Raw genomic sequence first — 18,284 nt, forward strand, 5'->3', positions numbered from 1 at the left:
GAAATCTTCAAAAAAGACGGTACGAAAGAAACTTGGGCCTACACCTACGATGCCTTGGGCAGAAGGATAGGCAAAGGCCGTCTGAAAAACGAAGAAGCTTCAGACGGCCTCGAAGAAGAAACCGGATTCGTCTGGGACGGCAGCCACCTCTTGCAGGAAGTCCAACCGGACGGCAGGTATACCTATCTCTACACCGACCCGGATTCCTACGAACCCTTGGCGCAGGTACGCAACCACACCAATGCCGAAGGCGAAAGCAAACAGGAAATCCACTACTTCCACTGCGACCAAATCGGCATCCCGCGTGAAATGACCGATGACGAAGGCAACCTGGTTTGGTTTGGCAACTATACCGGCTGGGGTCGTCTGAAAGAGGAAACCAAGGTAACGGATAGCGCTTACCAACCCTTCCGCCTGCAAAACCAGTATGCCGACCGTGAGACGGGGTTGCATTACAATTTCTTTAGGTATTACGAGCCTGATGTGGGTCGGTTTATCAACCAAGACCCGATTAGACTGTGGGGTGGAAACAATTTTTATCAATTTGCGCCGAACGTGCAGGGATGGGTTGATATTTTTGGTTTATATAATGCTCAGAAATGTGCATCAATTGCAGCTAGAATAGAAAATCTTAAATACGAAATATACGTAAAACGTATTCCCGCACTTGAGAGTAATCCAAATAATTTACCGTGGCGAATTGGTCCAGGGGAAGCTCTTAGAGATACTGTCCGAGGTCATGTAAAGCTACTGAATGCTGCGTATAGTAAACTAGCTAAAGCCGAAAAAGAGTGGGTGGATAATGATTGCGACAAACCACCACCTCCTTCTTCTCCCGTAACAAAATGCACTAATTGCTCCACTGAAGACAAAACATCTACTAATAATGATGCTTTAACAGCAATCGCCCTTGTTGGAACTGTTGTGCTAGTTAGTGTTTGTATATATTCAACGGCGGGAGTATGTGGTGCTTTTGTGGCAGGAGGAAGTTTTGTAGGAGCAATGTGAAGTTTAATATTGATATAGGAGCATGATAATTATGCGCAATAGTGATTTTTATATACAAAATATGATTGAAGCTTCTTTAGAACAAGAAGATTTCAGTCAAATAATTATACTACTAGATTCGCTACCATCTAAAAATATACGTAGAGCATTGTATTTATTATCAGAAATATTCCCAAATAAAATAGAAATTACTGAGAATGAATTTAAATTTATTAAATATATATTATCTAATAATAAATTTATAGTAGTTCAAAGCATCTCTGATTTTCTGAGAGCAATATCTATACTCAACTTTAATGACCTACAAAAACAGGAAATTGCTGATTTGATTTTTCAAAATCTAAATATTTTAAGCAAAAATTGTGATTTTGAGTTAAATGTACTAATAACAAAATTAATAGAACCCAATAAATTTTTTATGCAAGTTGAGAAAATTAAAAATAATTTAGATGATTATTCAAGAAAATATTTATTAGATTTTATTTTTTATGAGAAAGAATATCTTGAAAATGGCTTTAATGAAGATGAAATAAATGATTTCATAAAATTTTTGAGCTACCCTAGATAAAATAGCAAGCCGTAGCCCGCACGTAGTATGTGTGCCCAAAGGCATGCACGCGGGTTTTGTTCTTACAATTTAAAAGGCCGTCTGAAAATCTTTCAGACGGCCTAACCAATGGAGAAACAGTCACCGTCGTCAGCCTTTGCTACGGCTACGACTATACCGGCAACCTGATCCACCGCAAACTGCCGGACGGCGAAGTGCAGAACTATTTCTACGATCTGCACGACCAACTGGTTAAAGCGGAAATCTTCAAAAAAGACGGCACGAAAGAGACTTGGGCCTACACCTACGACGCCTTGGGCAGAAGGATAGGCAAAGGCCGTCTGAAAAACGAAGAAGTTTCAGACGGCCTGAAAGAGGAAACCGGATTCGTTTGGGACGGCAGCCACCTCTTGCAAGAAATCCACCCGGACGGCAGGTATACCTATATCTACACCGATCCCGACAGCTATGAACCTTTGGCACAGGTACGCAACTGGACCAACGAAGACGGCGAAAGCAAACAGGAAATCCACTACTTTCACTGCGACCAAATCGGCATCCCGAGAGAGATGACCGATAAAGACGGCAACCTGGTTTGGTTTGGCAACTACACCGGTTGGGGCCGTCTGAAAGAGGAAACCAAGGTAACGTATAACGCATACCAACCCTTCCGATTGCAAAACCAGTACGCTGACCGTGAGACAGGGCTGCATTACAACTTCTTCAGGTACTATGAGCCTGATGCGGGTCGATTTATCAATCAGGACCCGATTAGGTTGTGGGGCGGGGATAATTTTTATTGGTTTGCACCAAATTCTAGTGCTTGGATTGATGTTTTAGGTTTAGCAAGTATTTTTGAGAAACTTAAAATTACAACTTCTGATGGATTTTTGTTTAAAGGATTTACTGTTAAGGCACCATTTAACATACCTGTACAGAGATTTGGAGATTTGCATCTTAATTCAAGTCGTGGAGATTTTTGGGGGCTACGTATAGGAACTAACAAATTCATAAAAAATTAAAAGAAAGGGAAAGTGTTAGAAATGCCTAAGTTAAAAATTTTGAATGAAACTCCTTTAGACTTTCAAGAAAAATTTTTGTTTGACAAATGGGAAGTCAGCTACCTTGATTTGATGGAAGTAAATCAAGGTTCTCCCTTAGTTGGGAGTCTATCCATTAACGGTCAAGTTATTATTAAAGAACAGGGGTTTGGAGGGCCTTTGTTGTATTTCAATAGAAAAATATATATTCCAGTTTTCATTAGACGATTTTGCGTTGTTGGATTTAGGCTTGCAACATTAAATTTAGATGATTTATCAATTAAGTATATTGGGGGTATTGAAGACTTGGTTTATCTGAAAGAGATAAAAGGTAATAGAATTTATTTCTATACAGATATATATAAAAGCACAGAAAAGAATTTAACTTTATATTAACAAATATATCTCAAGAATATGCTGTAAACTGAAGCGTGCCGAGATAAATAAGACGATTTTTTGAGAAAAATGAAGTGCTGTTTTATTTCATAATGTGAAAGCTATTTTCAAATCCTGCCGATCTTAAGGCAGGATTTTTAATTAAGCGATGGCGTCGTCGCTATCCGATAGGGTTGATGGGTGGGATAATCTTTATCAATTGCACCTAATACCCAAGTATGGGTCGATTGGTTAGGTTTAGCTGGAGTTGATATGAATTTATTCCCAAGTAATGAAGACATACACTCTTACGCTCAAAAAGTTGCCAATAAACCGAATACTTTCCAAGTAGGAGGGCATGGTAATCCTTCATTGATGGTAGATGGGGCTACAGGTGAAAGATTAGATGCTAAAAAATTAGCAGCGAGAATTACCTAACTATAAATCAGGTATGACAGTTGAGATTTTATTCTGTAATACAGGAAAAGGAGCAAACCCTCTTGGACAACAACTTGCTAATGAATTAAATACTACAGTTAAAGCACCAAATGAATATCTTTGGTTTTCAAGTAACGGGGAATTAACACCGATGGGAATGAAGGCTGATCGCTCGCAAGATACAAGCAAACCAGGCACCATGAGAAGCTTTACTCCTCAAAGTAAAAAATAAGTAAGGAACATGCTAACTATGGAAATACTGAAAAATTTCTTAATTTTATTTTTGTTATTAACCCCTTTAATATCATGTAAACAACATCCGGAAAGAAATGAGAAAATGACTGACTTCATATCAACAGGTAGTACTTATTGGATTCCAGATGAAGAAATTCAAATTCTCGAAAAGAACGCCACTAATGGAGATAAAAACTCAGCATTCAAATTATATCAATACCATATGTTTGTATCTTTAGATCAAGATTTGGAATTTAAATGGCTAGAGATAGCGGCAAAAAATGGACATCCAATTGCCCAATCCAATTTAGCCGATTTATTTTTCACACAAGGCAATAAAGAAAAAGCCATATTTTGGGCTAAAAAGGCATATATAAATGGTGCCAAACTACCAGACGAATTAAAAATATTGATAAATATCAATTAATTAATAAGATTTAGCGGACTATCGTTACAAACCTAAAACTTCTGGAGGAGGATTAAGAAAATGTTGGAAACTTCCTAAGGGGCACATTATCGAACAGGACTCATTCCATGGAGAATATTTGATATCAAATAAAGTTTCAAAAATTAATCTTACTTATTTAAGAAATTAGACACAAAAAATTATGACTATTTTTTGCCCTGTTAAGAAGATATTATTTACCCAATAATGTGAAGATAATATCTTAACAGAGCATTAAGTTTGTCTGGAAGGAATGTTTTAAGACAACCTTAATGCCATAGCTCATAATACCTGAAAAAGTTGTAATGCATAATCGAAATGGTTAGCGAGCAGTTCCAGATATATCCATTTCTCTTTTTAGTTTGCCCCAGTCGTAATAATTCCCAAACCAGAGGTTATCTTCACAGTCGGTCATCCCTCTTGGGATACCAATTTGATTACAGAGGAGGTAGTGTGTCTGTTGGCTGCTTTCTTCTGCAGTTGTCTAATCGTGAATTTACACCAGTAGCTTGACTCTTTCGGCACCTGAAAACCAGAAAGAGAAGATAGTACTGGAATAGAGGCAAGCCCTAATGGGTCAATCTATCTTTCCCCAAAAAATTGAACCTAATTCAACAAATCGTCCCTCATATACCGGACAACCCCCTTAAAGAATACAACGGCAGCAACTATTACTACGACCACTTCGGCAACCTGATCCACCGTGAACTGGCCGACGGCGAAGTACAGAACTACTTCTGCGATCTGCATGACTAACTGGTCAAAGCCGGAATCTTCAAAAAAGACGGCACAAAAGAGACTTGGGCCTACACCTACGATGCTTTGGGTAGAAGGATAGGCAAAGGACGTCTGAACAACTAAGAAAGCTATTTAAAAAATTAAATAACTATAAACTTATAAATGTAAAAATAAATGTAAAAAAATAAGCCATCACTATTCTTTAGTGATGGCTTATTTTAAAGTAACTGGCACGCCCACGGGGAATCGAACCCCGGTTACCGCCGTGAAAGGGCGATGTCCTAACCGCTAGACGATGGGCGCGGAGATTTTCTGTGGCGCACCCGGAGCGATTCGAACGCCCGACCCTCTGGTTCGTAGCCAGATACTCTATCCAACTGAGCTACGGGTGCATCAAGAAAGATTCGAATTATAAAGAGAGGGCTATTTATTGTCAAGCGTTTTATTTGGAAAACTTGCAGACAGCGTGTAAAATGCGCATTTGCTATTGAATTTACAGAGAATAAAATGTCAGATTTCGCACGCTGGCCGCTCTTATCCGAAGCATTTTCCCGTTTGGGACGGCCTGTGGTCGTGGTGGATTTGGAGACGACCGGTGGAAATTTCTATCAAGACAGGATAACGGAAGTCGCCCTTGTTCGCTTTGAGCAAGGACGCGCCTCACATTACGAGCAATTGGTCAATCCTTGCCGCAGCATTCCCGAATTTGTTGCCAGGCTGACCGGAATTCATGATGAAACGGTAAAAAACGCGCCTGTCTTTGCCGATATTGCAGGCGATTTGTTGCCGCTGCTGCAAGGTGCAGTGGTTGTTGCCCACAACAGCCGCTTTGACTACACCTTCCTGCGCCACGAGTTTGCCCGTATCCATACTGACTTTGCCGCTCCCTCGCTCTGTACGGTTCAACTGTCGCGCCGCCTGTATCCTGAGTTTTACAAACACAGCCTCGACAGCATTATCGAACGCACCGGCATTCAGACGACCAACCGCCACCGCGCCATGACCGATGTGGCCGCATTGTGTGATTATCTCGAATTAAGTCTGACAGAAAAAAATCATCAACAATGGGACGAACACGTCCGTGTATTGATGAATCCGAAAATGTTGCCCACTTGGCTGCCTGATTCGCTTGCCCAACAGCTCTATGCCCTGCCCGACAGTTACGGCGTATTGGTTTGGTTTGACTATTTCGGCAAAGCCCAAGCCATTGAAGCACATGAACGCACATACAGTGAAACCGCTACCCTGCTGCACAGCAAAAAACTGCCGCCGCACATCAAAGCCGCAGCCTCCATCCGTTTTATTCCGGCAGTCGGGCAGCTCCATACATTATGGCTCAAAGCCCAGACTATGCAGGAATACCAACTGATGCCGTCTGAAAAGTCCACATCGTTTTCTACCGTCCGCTTTATCGCTGACGAACACGGCGGCCTTCAAGCACGCATTGTCTTGTTAAACAGCGGCACCAGAAACTGGCGTCCTTACGGTTTGTTTGCCCACAAAAAAGCAGCCAAACGCGCTTTGACGCAATGGTCGCAAGAACACAGACTCTGCCCAGATTCGCTCAATATTTTGCCGACCGGCTACGCAAAGGGCGAACCCTGCCCTGTTGAGGCTGTCGGAAAATGCAATGGCAACTGCCGCCAGCCAAACGGCATCAAACATCAAAACCAACGCATTACCGAGCTTGCTGCCCTACTCCCCGTAACTGATTGGGGCAAAGCGCACGAAATTGAAATTACCGAAACCGACCCCCTGACCGGAAACAGCATTACCCTGCTCTGCGCCGGCGGCGCGTTGGCATTGCCTGATGGAAGCTGGTATTTCGACAGCAGCCTGCCTCTCGTGATTAAAAACAAATTCAGACAAGACAAAGAAAATATCCGTTTGATTGCTTAAAACAAGGCCGTCTGAAAACCAAATTTTCAGACGGCCTATTGTGAATAACTTTCCGCTTTATTCTCAAAATAAAACTCTGCCTAAATTTTAATCAGAACTTATTTTTATAATAGCAATCAAATACTAAACCAATTTATACACAAGCTGTTCACACAATTTTCAATGAAAGCTGTGTATACCCAGCCCGATGAGTAAACCATGAACAATCCTGAAATCATCTTCTTTGACATCGACGACACCCTCTACCGCAAATACACGGATACCCTGCGTCCTTCGGTTGCCCAAGCCATGCGCGCATTGAAAGCCAAAGGCATTTTAACTGCCATTGCCACCGGCCGTCCGAAAGCCGCCATTCCCGCCAAAGTCAAAGCCTTGATTCAAGAATGCGGTATCGACATGCTCGTTACCATCAACGGCCAATATATTTCCTTTCGCGGCGAACCTCTGCAAAGCTACCCCTTGGACATTGCCGACATCGAAACCGCCATCAACCTGCTTGAACAACACAAAATAGACTACGCCTTTGTCAACAACCAAGAAATTGCCGTTTCCTCCCATTCGCCACGCGTTGTCGAAGGCTTATCGCATATCCTGCCCAACTTCCTGACTGACAAAGAATATTTCCGCAAACAACCTGTTTATCAAATGTTGGTCTTTGTGGATAAGGAAGAAGAAAAAATCCTGCAACCGCTAACCCAGCAACACGGCTTCAAATCCGTCCGCTGGCATGAATATGCTGTGGACCTGCTGCGCAAAGAAGGTTCAAAAGCACGGGGCATCGCCCACGCAGTGGAAAAACTGGGGATTGATATGAACAAAGTGATGGCATTCGGCGACAGCTTCAACGACTTGGAAATGCTGTCAACCGTCGGCTTTGGTGTTGCCATGGGCAATGGCGAAGACGCTGCCAAATCTGCCGCACAATTCGTCTGCCCAAGTGTTGATGAAGACGGCGTCTTGCGCGGCTTGCAAGAATTGGGCGTAATTTAAAACATCAAATCAAAAGGCCGTCTGAACATTTTTTCAGACGGCCTTGTTCTATCAATAAACTTCCTGCCTACTTCGGCAATACCAAAAAGCTAATCAGCAATTCTTTAAATACGAACCCAAACACACCCAAGCCCAAAACCAAGAAGAGCATGGCAATGCCGAATTTGCCGGCTTTGGATTCTTTACCCAAGTTCCAAACGATAAAGCCCAAAAAGATAATCAGGCCACTCAGTAGGATTTTCATTGCCCATGAGGCGAATTCTGCTTCAGACATTATTTTTTTCCTTTTATTCTTAAGATGTGTGTTTAATTGCTTTCAGACGGCCTATTAAAATTTAAGGCCGTCTGAAATTTGTTTTTAGATTATTTGTTCAATGCTTGTTGCAAATCATCAATCAAATCGTCGATGTGTTCCAAACCGACAGAGAGGCGGATCAAGCCCGGGCGGATATTCGCGGCGAGTTTTTCTTCAGGCTGCATCCGGCCGTGCGTGGTTGTCCACGGATGGGTGATGGTCGAGCGCACATCGCCGAGGTTGGCAGTACGGGAAAAGAGCTCTACGCCGTCCACGATTTTCCATGCCGTTTCTTGGTCTGCGACTTCAAAACCTACCACAATACCGCCGCCATTTTGCTGTTTGCGGATCAGTTCGGCTTGCGGATGGTCGGGCAAACCGGTGTAGTACACAGCTTGGACTTGCAGCTGCTCTTTCAACCATTGTGCAATTTTCAGCGCATTGTCGTATTGTTTTTCCATACGCAGCGACAAGGTTTCCACGCCGCTCAACAGCTGCCATGCGTTAAACGGAGACATCGCCAAACCGCAAGAGTTGCAATACATGGCTACTTGCGTCATCAATTCATCCGAACCGGCCAACACGCCACCCATCACGCGGCCGTGGCCATCAATGGCTTTGGTTGCGGAAGACACGGAAATATCCGCACCGTGTTTCAAAGGTTGCGAACCGGCTGGCGACAAGAGACTGTTGTCCACCACCAAAAGCGCGCCGATGCGGTGTGCCAGTTCAGCTAAAGCTTCCAAATCGGCAACTTCGCCCAAAGGGTTGGACGGCGTTTCCAAGAAAAACAGTTTGGTATTGGGCTTGATGGCAGCTTTCCATTCATCCACATCAACCGGCGATACATGGCTGACTTCGATGCCGAACTTGGTAACGATGTTATTGATGAAACCGACAGTTGTACCAAACAGGCTGCGGCTGGAAATAACATGATCACCGGCTTGCAAGAAGGTAAAAAACGCTGCCTGAATCGCGGACATACCGGTCGAAGTGGCTACCGCGCGCTCTGCGCCTTCCAATGCAGCAATGCGTTTTTCAAAAGCGGCAGTAGTCGGATTGGCTGTACGGGTATAGGTAAAGCCTTTAATTTTTTTGGAAAACAAATCTGCCGCATGTTGCGCGCTTTCCCACATGAAGCTGCTGGTCAAAAACAGCGCCTGATTGTGTTCGCGATATTCGGTTTGCTCTTTGCCGCCCCGGATGGCCAGCGTTTGCGGATGAAGTTTTTTGTTCATTTATTTTCCAATCTACTGTGTATTCCAATGGACGGAACAATATTTTTCCGTCTGTTTAACTTGTTAACATTTTGCGCCGATTTCTACTATCTTTCAAGCCGAAGGCCGTGTTTCGGACCGTCTGAAAAAACAGGAAAACCGTTTTTACTGATAAAGGCGGCCGTCGTGTTTCAACCAGCCGTCAGTATGCCGGGCTGACGGGTCATGGTGCGTCCAATGGATAACGCCGCCCTGCTCCGACCATTCGTATTCGCCGTAAAACGCTACTTTATCGCCTTTTTTCAAACCCTTAATCTTATCGGCAAGGTCGATATTGTGTGCCACCAAAAGCGTCTGACCGCTGGAGAGCTTCAAGATAAAGCGTTGGTGGCGCGTGCCTTTGTTGTCATCCGGCAGGGTTTTCCATACCGTGCCCTCGCCCTCAACCTGAATATCGCTTTGCTCGTTTTCAAACGCCTGTTTCAAAACCGCTTCTGCCGATTGTTTGCCCGAACCGGTTTGCTGTTGAGCCGTATCGGCGTTTTCTCCGCCCGCATTGTTTTGTTTTTGAACGGCTTCTATTTTCTGCTGATGCTGCGATTGTAGCGGCTGCTTGTTTTGCATTTTTTGATAGGCAAATACGGCAACCAAAGCAATCAGCAATACAATGATTTTGTTTTTATTCATAACAATCTCAAAAAAAATGCCCGATTCTGCATCGGGCATATCAACTATTTAGAAAGGATATTTATCACGAAAACGTGAGCCGCCATTATACACGCTTCGCAAAATTTTAAGGGAAATTTATGCCAAAGGCCGTCTGAAACTTTTCAGACGGCCCGGATGCTCAGCGACGGTATTTCATTTCAACCTTCATATCGTCCAGAATACGTTTGACGTTGTGTTCCAATACATCTTCCACCAAACCCGGCGCCTGCTCGTTGAGCATTTGCTGCAACTGGTAAGTGAACACGGCCATTTGTTTTTGCACGGCAATCCGAATCATGCCGTTGACCGCATCGGCCACATGGGGGCGCAAACGTTTAATCAGACGCTCGGTCAAATCTTTTTCGGAAACGCAGAACACTTCCCGACGGCCAATCGCCTGCGGGTTCAAAACATTGATATGGACATTGACGGCCGGTTCTTTTTCAGGTTCAAGGCCGTCTGAAACCGCCCCTTCAGCCGCTTGCTCATCATCATTTTCCGGCTTTTCAGTTTCTTCTGCTTCAGGCACATCAAAATCTACGGCACCCGATTTCGGATTCAGTCTGACGGTGCGCGTCGATTCGATATGGCGGTCTGAAGCCGCAGCCTGCAACGCTGATTGCGCGCTCAACCAGTTGTCCTGCAAAACCACCATCGCATCGGTTTCCACTGCCTCGCCCTCGTCGGCAAGGGCAGTATTGTGTTCCAACTGCCAGCGGTACAAATATTCTTCCAATACTTTTTCACGATTGTCCGCATCTAATTTATATTCTTTTTTAGGCGCGGTTTTGGGCGCGGCATCGACAGCCTCTTCCGATTTTTTGACCAATGGCGCATGAGTCGGCGCGGTATTGAATTGTCGTGCCTGACGCAATCTTTCCAAGCGTTTTTCCCAATTCAGGTCTTCTTCCTCGAGGGCTGTGGGGTCAAGACGGTTGTTTTCCATAATAATCTCGTTTTTTCATTTTTATTGTGAACCGCATTCAAACCTAAAATCACTTGAAATACGGCCGATGGTTGGACATATCCGGCAAGCCGGCGCAAGCGTCACATTTTAATATTAATTCGCTATATAATCACTATTTTATTTAATACTCAAGGATACATCATGAGCAGCATCGAACAACGCCTCGAATATCTGGAAGAGGCCAACGACGCTTTGCGTATGCAAAACCACGTCCTCGCCACCGCCCTCAAAGGCCTCATCCGTTCCCTGCCCTCCGACATGGCCAACGATGCCGTAGAATCCATCCAGCTTGCCTTTGAAGACGCATTGGCGGAATTGAGCTACGAAGACAGTCCGCACACCGACCTCTTCCATGACGTAACCTACGCATTTTTCCGAGAAAAAGACCACTGATTTCGGCTAGTTTGTTCACAAAATTATGCTAAACTAAGATTTTATCCGTTAACATTTTATTAAGAAAGCACATATCATGAATATGAAAAAATGGCTGGCCACTGCTCTCGCTTGTTCCGCCCTTGCCCTGACTGCCTGCGGCGGTCAAAGCAACAATGCCTCTGCTCCTGCCGATAAAGTGTACCGTGTCGGCTCCAATGCCGAGTTTGCCCCATTTGAATCTTTGGATTCTGCCGGCAAAGTAGAAGGTTTTGACGTAGATTTGATGAATGCCATGGCTAAAGCCGGCAACTTCAAAGTCGAATTCAAACACCAGCCATGGGAAAGCCTCTTCCCTTCGCTGAACAACGGCGACGTGGACATCGTTATGTCCGGCGTAACCATCACTGACGACCGCAAACAAAGCATGCTCTTCAGCGATCCATACTTTGAAATCACCCAAGTCGTCCTCGTTCCGAAAGGCAAAAAAGTAGCTTCTTCCGAAGACCTGAAAAACATGGCCAAAGTCGGCGTGGTAACCGGCTACACCGGCGACTTCTCCGTTTCCAAACTCTTGGGCAACGACAATCCGAAAATCGCCCGCTTTGAAAGCGTTCCCTTGATTATCAAAGAGTTGGAAAACGGCGGTTTGGATTCTGTAGTCAGCGACAGCGCGGTCATTGCCAACTATGTGAAAAACAACCCGACCAAAGGCCTGGATTTCATCTCCCTGCCTGACTTCACCATCGAAAACTACGGTATCGCTGCACGCAAAGGCGACGAAGCCACCATCAAAATGTTGAACGATGCGCTGAAAAAAGTACGCGAAAGTGGCGAATACGACAAAATTTACGCCAAATACTTTGCTAAAGAAGGCGAAAAAGCAGAAGCAGCCAAATAATCCGGTTTGACTTCCCAAACTAAAGGCCGTCTGAAAACTTTTCAGACGGCCTTTTTCTGGTTAACCTCATTTAACTCAAGCATTCCCTATAATCCGCTGGTTTTTATCCCTCAAATGAAAGACACGCCATGATCAACCCCCTTATCCTCAGCCTCGCTGCCGCCACTGCTTTGGCCGCCTGCTCCGCTTCTGAAAAACAAGAATCCCCCAACGTCGGCGTGGCCAATCCGGCTTCCGAGTTCTGCATCAAACAAGGCGGTAAATCCGAAATCAAAAAAGACAAAGATGGCAACGAATACGGCGTGTGCCACTTGCCTGACGGTAAAGTCGTTGAAGAATGGGAATATTTCCGTCAACACAACAAATAATTGCCCAATCATATAAAAGGCCGTCTGAACCCAAGTTTCAGACGGCCTTTTCTTTTAAACAGCGATTATTTCACTTCCAATTTGGTCACGCCGCCCATATACGGTTGCAACGCAGCAGGAACATTAATGCTGCCGTCGGCATTTTGATGGTTTTCCAAAACCGCCACCAAAGTACGGCCTACAGCCAAGCCTGAGCCGTTCAAAGTATGTACCAAACGGTTTTTACCGTTTTCATCTTTGAAACGCGCCTTCATGCGGCGAGCTTGGAAATCTTCGCAGTTGGAGCAGCTGGAAATTTCACGGTAGGTATTTTGCGCTGGAACCCAAACTTCCAAGTCGTAGGTTTTGGTTGCGCCGAAACCCATGTCACCGGTACACAAAGTAATCACTCGGTATGGCAGTTCCAACGCTTTCAAAATATTTTCAGCATGGCCGACCATTTCTTCCAGCGCTTCGTATGATTTTTCCGGATGAACGATTTGCACCATTTCCACTTTGTCGAATTGGTGTTGGCGAATCAAACCGCGCACGTCTTTACCGTATGCGCCCGCTTCGGAACGGAAACATGGGGAATGCGCAGTCAGTTTCAACGGCAAATCGCTGCCAGCCACGATGCTGTCGGCAACGGTATTGGTCAGCGTTACCTCGGCAGTCGGAATCAGATATTGCGTTTTCTTGCTCTCGTCGCCGCCGCGGGTAACGTGGAACAAATCTTCTGCAAATTTAGGCAGTTGGCCCGTACCTTGCAGGGTGGTGTCGTCCACGATGTAGGGTGTGTAATGCTCGGTATAGCCGTGTTGCAGCGTGTGCGTGTCCAGCATGAATTGCGCCAGTGCGCGGTGCAGACGGGCGATTTGACCTTTCATCACGGTAAAGCGTGCGCCGGACAGTTTCGCACCGCCTTCAAAATCCAAGCCCAAAGGCTCGCCCAAATCAACATGGTCTTTAATTTCAAAGTCAAATTCGCGCGGCGTGCCGACTTTGCGGACTTCAACGTTTTCAGTTTCGTCTTTACCGACAGGCACGCTTTCGTGCGGCAGGTTCGGAATGCTCAGCAGCCAAGCATCCAATTCCTTCTGAACGGCATCCAAATCAGCGGCAGCCTGCTCCAAATCGGTTTTCAACTCATTAACACTTGCTGTCCCATCTTTCACAAGAACATCGATAACGCCATCCTGCTGCACAATATATTCTGGCTCATCACTGTTGAATTTTTTGATAAATTCACTTGTACCAGCTCCGATACCTGCACCCAATAACGCTGCTTGAAATTTCGAGCCTTCTTTTGCCACAGATCCTCCAACTAAAGCACCTATCAAAGCCAAAGCAAGGGTCGGAGTATAATCAGGGGATTTTTCTAGTTTCTTTTGTTCAGAGCGTAATCCGCCAATATCTTTAGATACGGCATTTCTTGTGGCTTGTAGATCTTCCACTTTAATCTGCAACTGACGTCTTTTTTCTTCAAGCTCATTGAAACGCGCGGTATCAAACTCGTAACCGCGGGCGGCCAAACGTTCGGCAACTGCGGCGGTATTGCTGCGGAGCAATTGGATGTCTAACATTGTTTTCTCTCGTTTAGATTCAGAATGGCATTATTGTAAACCAATTTAAAGATATTTTCACAGCGACAGGCCGTCTGAAAACAAAAAACGCCCCTGCAAAAAGCAGGAGCGTTTTTTAAGAATTCTGGCACGCCCACGGGGATTCGAACCCCGGTTGCCGCCGTGAAAGGGCAGTGTCCTAGGCCTCTAGACGATGGGCGCGTAACCGAAGCGCGAACTATACAGAAAGCCTTTTCTTCTGTCAACAACTTTACTGCATTTTTAAAGATGCTGCCGATTTCCGTATGTTATTTTCCCTGTATAATGCCGGTTTTAATAAAAAGGAAAACTCGCCATGTGGTTTAAGCAAATCAGTTTTTATCCGCTCAACAAAGACAAGTTGCCCGAATTGGAAGTCCTTGCCGACAAATTGGCGCAATCCGAATTTGCCCATTGTCAGGGTTTGGACTGGTTTAGCGAAGGCTTTGCCACGCCGGTTTCCTTTTCGCCCGAGTTGGTTTTCCCTGCCGATTACACTTGGCGCGTTGCTCTGAAAAAAGAAGAAAAAGTCCTGCCCGCCGGCGTAATCCGCGATATTTTGGATGAAAAGGTTTTGGAAATCCAAAACAACGAAGCGCGCAATGTTGGCCGTAAAGAAAAACAAGAGCTGAAAGAGCAGATTACCGACGACCTGCTGCCCCGTGCTTTTACGCGCAGCAGCCGCACACAGGCGATTTTCGACACGCGCCACGGGTATCTTTTGGTCAACAATGCCGCCTCTGCCAAAGCGGAAAACATCTTGACCAAACTGCGCGAAGCGTTGGGCGGTTTGGAAGCCTCGCTGCCCAACACCAAACAATCGCCCTCTTCCCTGATGACCAGCTGGCTGCTGCAAGGCCATTGCGAAGGCGGTTTTGAATTGGACAGCGATTGCGAACTCAAAGGCGTAGGCGATGTTGTTCCGGTCGTCAAAGTTTCCAAACAAGACCTGACCGCCGACGAAGTGGTACAACACGTCAAAAACGGCAAAACCGTTACCCAGCTGGGCTTGGTATGGCGCGAACAAATCGCGTTCATCCTAACCCAAGACTTTACGCTCAAACGCATCCAGTATCTGGACGTTTTGCAAGAAGAAGCGGAAAGCAACGGCGACGATGCCGCCAGCCTCGCCTTTGCCTCGCAAATCCTGATGACCGAAGCCATCAGCACCATGTTGGAAGAACTGGTTTCTTATTTGGGCGGCTGGCAAGAGTAATTTTTCAGACGGCCTTTTGATTGGGAAATATCAAAGGCCGTCTGAAATATAAATAGAAGTATCAGAAAGGATGTCATGATGTTGGGCGCAGTCATCGGCGATATTGCCGGATCACGATTTGAGTTTGACAACTACCGTCACACCGATTTCGATATTTTCAGCCCCGACAGCGACTTTACCGATGACACGATTTGCACTGTTGCCATTGCCGATTGGGTTTTACAAGGTTGCAACGATCATTTGGCCTCTATTTTGCAAGGCTGGTGTAGGGCATATCCCTGCCCCAAAGGCGCATATGGCGGACGCTTCTCACAATGGATAGAATGGAAAGATCCAGAACCTTATAATAGCTGGGGCAACGGCTCGGCCATGCGTGTTTCTGCCGTTGGCTGGGCATTTGCCACATTGGAAGAAACCCTGCATTTTGCCGAACAATCCGCCGCCGTAACGCACAACCACCCGGAAGGCATTAAAGGCGCGCAAGCCGTAGCCGCCGCCATCTTTTGGGCGCGTACCGGCATGGGCAAAGCGCAAATCAAAGAAAACATTACGCGACAATTCGGCTATGATTTGAGCCAAAGTTGCGACCAAATCCGCCCGCATTATCATTTCAACGAAAGCTGTCAGGACACCGTACCTCAAGCAGTTACCGCCTTTCTTGAAAGCGATGATTTTGAACACGCCATCCGACTGGCGGTTTCCCTGGGCGGAGACAGCGATACCTTGGCGGCCATTACCGGTAGCATTGCCGAAGCCTACTACGGTATCCCTGCATCCATGCGCGAACACGCTTTAGCCATATTGCCACGCCGCATTGCTGAAACCCTGCTGACTTTTGAATCCCAATATCAGGCCGTCTGAAACCGCCTGCAAAAAGGAATGAATGATGAAATACCTTGCCCTACTCCCTATCGCCTTCATGCTGGGTACGCCTGCCATTGCCGAAACCATCAATCCTTATCAGGAAAAAGGTTGCGTTTACGATGGCGATGTCGGCAAAGACGGCAAACCATCCGGCAAAGGCACATGGAAATGCCAAGACGGCCGCAGCTATGTCGGCGCCTTTAAAAACGGCAAATTTGACGGCAAAGGCGTATATACCGTCTCCGGCAACAGCGAAACCTTTATCGAACCTTTCTCCTCCAACAGCGCCAAATTACGCAATATGACGCTGGAGGGCATGTTCAAAAAAGGCAGGGCGCACGGAAACTTTACCGCTTCCCAAAACGGCACACCCGTCTTCATCATGAAATGCGAAGACGGTATGATTAAAGAAGTCAAACTGGCTAAGAAATCTGCTTCCAAAACCAAATAAACAGCCTTTCAGACGGCCTTATCCGGCTTTTAGGCCGTCTGAAACATCAATGAACAAGCCTGCTTATAAGGCTGTTGTGTTGATTTTAAAGAATTTCCAAACAACCCTTACCCCAGGACAACCACCATGAGCATTAAATCCGACAAATGGATACGCCGCATGGCCGAAGAACACGGCATGATTGAGCCGTTCGAGCCCAACCAAATCAAAGAGGCCAACGGCCAACGCATCATTTCCTACGGCACATCCAGCTACGGCTACGACATCCGTTGTGCCAATGAATTCAAAATCTTCACCAATATCAACAGCACCATCGTTGATCCAAAAAACTTCGACCCAAAAAACTTCGTTACAGTCGAAGACGACTGTTGCATCATTCCGCCCAACTCCTTTGCACTGGCGCGCACAGTCGAATATTTCCGCATCCCGCGCAACGTCCTAACCGTCTGCTTGGGCAAATCCACCTATGCTCGCTGCGGCATTATCGTCAACGTTACCCCGTTCGAGCCTGAATGGGAAGGCTACGTTACGCTTGAGTTTTCCAACACCACCCCCCTGCCTGCCAAAATCTATGCAGGCGAAGGCGTGGCTCAAGTCTTATTCTTTGAAAGCGATGAAGTCTGCGAAACTTCATACAAAGACCGAAACGGCAAATACATGGGGCAAACCGGTGTTACCCTGCCTAAGACTTAATACACAAAATAAAAAAAGGCCGTCTGAAATTTCAGACGGCCTTTTTTTATTTCATTTAGAAACGGCGTTTCAACTTACATGCCTGCAAGATATGAACGGCGAGTTCTTCCACAGATTTATCCGTTGTATTGGTAAACGGCACTCCGTGGCGTTTGAACATATTTTGCGCATCGGCAATCTCGCTGCGGCAAGTATCGATTTTGGCATAGGTCGAATTAGGACGGCGCTCATGACGGATAGCCTGCAGACGCTCAGGCTGAATGGTCAAGCCGAACAGCTTGTCTTTATAAGGTTTGACCATACGCGGCAAATCGGTCGATTCCAAATCATCGGGAATCAATGGATAGTTTGCGGCGCGGATACCGTATTGCAGGGCCAGATAGAGACAGGTCGGCGTTTTGCCCGAACGGGACACGCCCATCAAAATCACATCCGCTTCCTGCAGGTTTTTATCGCTGACGCCGTCATCATGATTCAGTGAAAAATTGACCGCCTCCATACGCGCATCATAGCGTTGGGTATTGCCGATACTGTGGTGCCCCTGCCGGGCGGCAACCGCCTCCGTATTGAGTTCCTTTTCCAAAAGACCGAGAAAGGTTTCAAAGAAATTAATATGGAACGCATTGGCTTTCTTGATGATTTCACGGATTTCGTCATTGACCACACTGACAAAAGCAATCGGGCGCACGCCGAATTTTTCAGCTGACTGGTTGACTTTGTCTACAACAGCACGCGCTTTTTCAGGCGTATCAATAAACGGATAGGTATGGCGTTTGAACTCAACATTGCCAAATTGGTTCAGCAAGGCTTCACCGATATTTTCAGCGGTCAGACCGGTTCGGTCGGAAATATAGAAGACTTGGCGTGGATCAGTCATAATGAATCCTCTTGAGGGTAACGTTTCAGACGGCAATCATAGCAGTTACAGCCTTTGCAAT

At 45.9% G+C, this 18,284-nt stretch carries 22 protein-coding genes, 3 tRNA genes and 2 pseudogenes; 18 read left to right on the forward strand and 9 right to left on the reverse strand.

Translation table 11 applies throughout. From position 1 onward, the window contains the following. The 9 genes and pseudogenes from ACTHSA_RS09695 to ACTHSA_RS09735 all read left to right on the forward strand — a co-directional run. The coding region (locus tag ACTHSA_RS09695; RefSeq protein ID WP_440378877.1) for an RHS repeat domain-containing protein at positions 1–1,008 on the forward strand (1,008 nt) is incomplete at its 5' end. A gap of 31 nt (positions 1,009–1,039) precedes the next feature. Beyond that, on the forward strand, positions 1,040–1,576 hold the full coding sequence (locus tag ACTHSA_RS09700; RefSeq protein WP_199900979.1) for a hypothetical protein: 537 nt from the start codon (positions 1,040–1,042) through the stop codon (positions 1,574–1,576). Positions 1,577–1,716: 140 nt separating this feature from the next. Then, positions 1,717–2,400: pseudogene (locus ACTHSA_RS09705) on the forward strand (RHS repeat-associated core domain-containing protein); the annotation flags it as partial. A gap of 198 nt (positions 2,401–2,598) precedes the next feature. Then, positions 2,599–2,991: a hypothetical protein gene (locus ACTHSA_RS09710; protein WP_108700234.1), complete on the forward strand. Its 393-nt coding sequence runs from the start codon at positions 2,599–2,601 to the stop codon at positions 2,989–2,991. Positions 2,992–3,243: 252 nt separating this feature from the next. Next, positions 3,244–3,408: a hypothetical protein gene (locus ACTHSA_RS09715; RefSeq protein ID WP_159068261.1), complete on the forward strand. Its 165-nt coding sequence runs from the start codon at positions 3,244–3,246 to the stop codon at positions 3,406–3,408. Between the two features lie 13 nt (positions 3,409–3,421). Further along, positions 3,422–3,640 (forward strand): hypothetical protein, encoded by a 219-nt coding sequence (locus ACTHSA_RS09720; RefSeq protein WP_159068262.1) that lies wholly within the window; start codon positions 3,422–3,424, stop codon positions 3,638–3,640. 18 nt (positions 3,641–3,658) lie between these two features. Continuing rightward, positions 3,659–4,069 (forward strand): tetratricopeptide repeat protein, encoded by a 411-nt coding sequence (locus tag ACTHSA_RS09725; protein WP_224783393.1) that lies wholly within the window; start codon positions 3,659–3,661, stop codon positions 4,067–4,069. 40 nt (positions 4,070–4,109) lie between these two features. Further along, positions 4,110–4,238: pseudogene (locus ACTHSA_RS09730) on the forward strand (colicin E3/pyocin S6 family cytotoxin); the annotation flags it as partial. Positions 4,239–4,687: 449 nt separating this feature from the next. Beyond that, a complete protein-coding gene (locus tag ACTHSA_RS09735) occupies positions 4,688–4,843 on the forward strand; it encodes a hypothetical protein (RefSeq protein ID WP_004521108.1) in 156 nt (51 codons plus the stop codon). A gap of 210 nt (positions 4,844–5,053) precedes the next feature. Here the strand turns inward: ACTHSA_RS09735 and ACTHSA_RS09740 are convergent. Continuing rightward, positions 5,054–5,128, reverse strand: a tRNA-Glu gene (locus tag ACTHSA_RS09740). A 12-nt stretch (positions 5,129–5,140) separates the two neighbouring features. Then, positions 5,141–5,217, reverse strand: a tRNA-Arg gene (locus ACTHSA_RS09745). A 115-nt stretch (positions 5,218–5,332) separates the two neighbouring features. Here ACTHSA_RS09745 and ACTHSA_RS09750 point away from each other — a divergent pair. Further along, positions 5,333–6,724 carry a 3'-5' exonuclease family protein gene (locus ACTHSA_RS09750; RefSeq protein WP_039862575.1) on the forward strand — a complete coding sequence of 464 codons (1,392 nt, stop codon included), beginning with the start codon at positions 5,333–5,335 and terminating at the stop codon, positions 6,722–6,724. A gap of 198 nt (positions 6,725–6,922) precedes the next feature. Continuing rightward, complete coding sequence (locus ACTHSA_RS09755) at positions 6,923–7,714, forward strand: Cof-type HAD-IIB family hydrolase (RefSeq protein ID WP_004521105.1); 792 nt, start codon at positions 6,923–6,925, stop codon at positions 7,712–7,714. 67 nt (positions 7,715–7,781) lie between these two features. Here ACTHSA_RS09755 and ACTHSA_RS09760 read toward each other — a convergent pair whose 3' ends face one another. From ACTHSA_RS09760 to ACTHSA_RS09775, 4 genes are all read right to left on the reverse strand, one after another. Next, positions 7,782–7,988 carry a DUF2788 domain-containing protein gene (locus ACTHSA_RS09760; RefSeq protein WP_004521104.1) on the reverse strand — a complete coding sequence of 69 codons (207 nt, stop codon included), beginning with the start codon at positions 7,986–7,988 and terminating at the stop codon, positions 7,782–7,784. 89 nt (positions 7,989–8,077) lie between these two features. Further along, positions 8,078–9,247, reverse strand: a complete 1,170-nt coding sequence (gene metZ / locus ACTHSA_RS09765) for an O-succinylhomoserine sulfhydrylase (protein ID WP_004521103.1) — start codon at positions 9,245–9,247, stop codon at positions 8,078–8,080. A 144-nt stretch (positions 9,248–9,391) separates the two neighbouring features. Further along, the gene (locus tag ACTHSA_RS09770) at positions 9,392–9,952 is read right to left on the reverse strand and encodes a DUF3465 domain-containing protein (RefSeq protein WP_440378878.1); all 561 of its coding nucleotides are present in this window, start codon (positions 9,950–9,952) and stop codon (positions 9,392–9,394) included. Positions 9,953–10,073: 121 nt separating this feature from the next. After that, complete coding sequence (locus tag ACTHSA_RS09775) at positions 10,074–10,880, reverse strand: hypothetical protein (RefSeq protein ID WP_070624765.1); 807 nt, start codon at positions 10,878–10,880, stop codon at positions 10,074–10,076. A 162-nt stretch (positions 10,881–11,042) separates the two neighbouring features. On the opposite strand from ACTHSA_RS09775, the gene ACTHSA_RS09780 reads away from it, so the two are divergent. The 3 genes from ACTHSA_RS09780 (at position 11,043) to ACTHSA_RS09790 (ending at position 12,542) form a co-directional block, all read left to right on the forward strand. Next, positions 11,043–11,294 (forward strand): NGO1151 family protein, encoded by a 252-nt coding sequence (locus ACTHSA_RS09780; RefSeq protein ID WP_003680526.1) that lies wholly within the window; start codon positions 11,043–11,045, stop codon positions 11,292–11,294. 76 nt (positions 11,295–11,370) lie between these two features. Continuing rightward, a complete protein-coding gene (locus tag ACTHSA_RS09785) occupies positions 11,371–12,174 on the forward strand; it encodes a basic amino acid ABC transporter substrate-binding protein (RefSeq protein WP_049332057.1) in 804 nt (267 codons plus the stop codon). Positions 12,175–12,302: 128 nt separating this feature from the next. Continuing rightward, entirely contained in the window at positions 12,303–12,542 is a 240-nt protein-coding gene (locus tag ACTHSA_RS09790; RefSeq protein WP_440368009.1) for a putative hemolysin, read from the forward strand. Between the two features lie 65 nt (positions 12,543–12,607). Here ACTHSA_RS09790 and serS read toward each other — a convergent pair whose 3' ends face one another. Together serS and ACTHSA_RS09800 are read right to left on the reverse strand one after the other, a co-directional pair. Next, positions 12,608–14,104 (reverse strand): serine--tRNA ligase, encoded by a 1,497-nt coding sequence (gene serS / locus ACTHSA_RS09795; protein WP_440378879.1) that lies wholly within the window; start codon positions 14,102–14,104, stop codon positions 12,608–12,610. 125 nt (positions 14,105–14,229) lie between these two features. Beyond that, positions 14,230–14,305: transfer RNA gene (locus ACTHSA_RS09800), tRNA-Glu, on the reverse strand. A gap of 133 nt (positions 14,306–14,438) precedes the next feature. Here ACTHSA_RS09800 and ACTHSA_RS09805 point away from each other — a divergent pair. The 4 genes from ACTHSA_RS09805 (at position 14,439) to dcd (ending at position 17,346) form a co-directional block, all read left to right on the forward strand. Next, complete coding sequence (locus tag ACTHSA_RS09805; protein WP_049347929.1) at positions 14,439–15,338, forward strand: recombination-associated protein RdgC; 900 nt, start codon at positions 14,439–14,441, stop codon at positions 15,336–15,338. A 78-nt stretch (positions 15,339–15,416) separates the two neighbouring features. Continuing rightward, positions 15,417–16,199, forward strand: coding sequence for an ADP-ribosylglycohydrolase family protein (locus tag ACTHSA_RS09810; RefSeq protein ID WP_036491306.1), 783 nt, complete (start codon positions 15,417–15,419; stop codon positions 16,197–16,199). 22 nt (positions 16,200–16,221) lie between these two features. Further along, entirely contained in the window at positions 16,222–16,653 is a 432-nt protein-coding gene (locus ACTHSA_RS09815; RefSeq protein ID WP_070624771.1) for a hypothetical protein, read from the forward strand. 126 nt (positions 16,654–16,779) lie between these two features. Further along, positions 16,780–17,346, forward strand: coding sequence for a dCTP deaminase (dcd, locus tag ACTHSA_RS09820; RefSeq protein WP_003680541.1), 567 nt, complete (start codon positions 16,780–16,782; stop codon positions 17,344–17,346). Between the two features lie 55 nt (positions 17,347–17,401). On the opposite strand, the gene ppsR is transcribed toward dcd, so the two are convergent. Continuing rightward, the gene (gene ppsR / locus ACTHSA_RS09825) at positions 17,402–18,223 is read right to left on the reverse strand and encodes a posphoenolpyruvate synthetase regulatory kinase/phosphorylase PpsR (protein WP_070588146.1); all 822 of its coding nucleotides are present in this window, start codon (positions 18,221–18,223) and stop codon (positions 17,402–17,404) included. Positions 18,224–18,284: the final 61 nt, after the last annotated feature.

The organism is Neisseria sp. P0008.S002 (assembly GCF_051962805.1).
Taxonomy (GTDB): Bacteria; Pseudomonadota; Gammaproteobacteria; order Burkholderiales; family Neisseriaceae; genus Neisseria; species Neisseria perflava.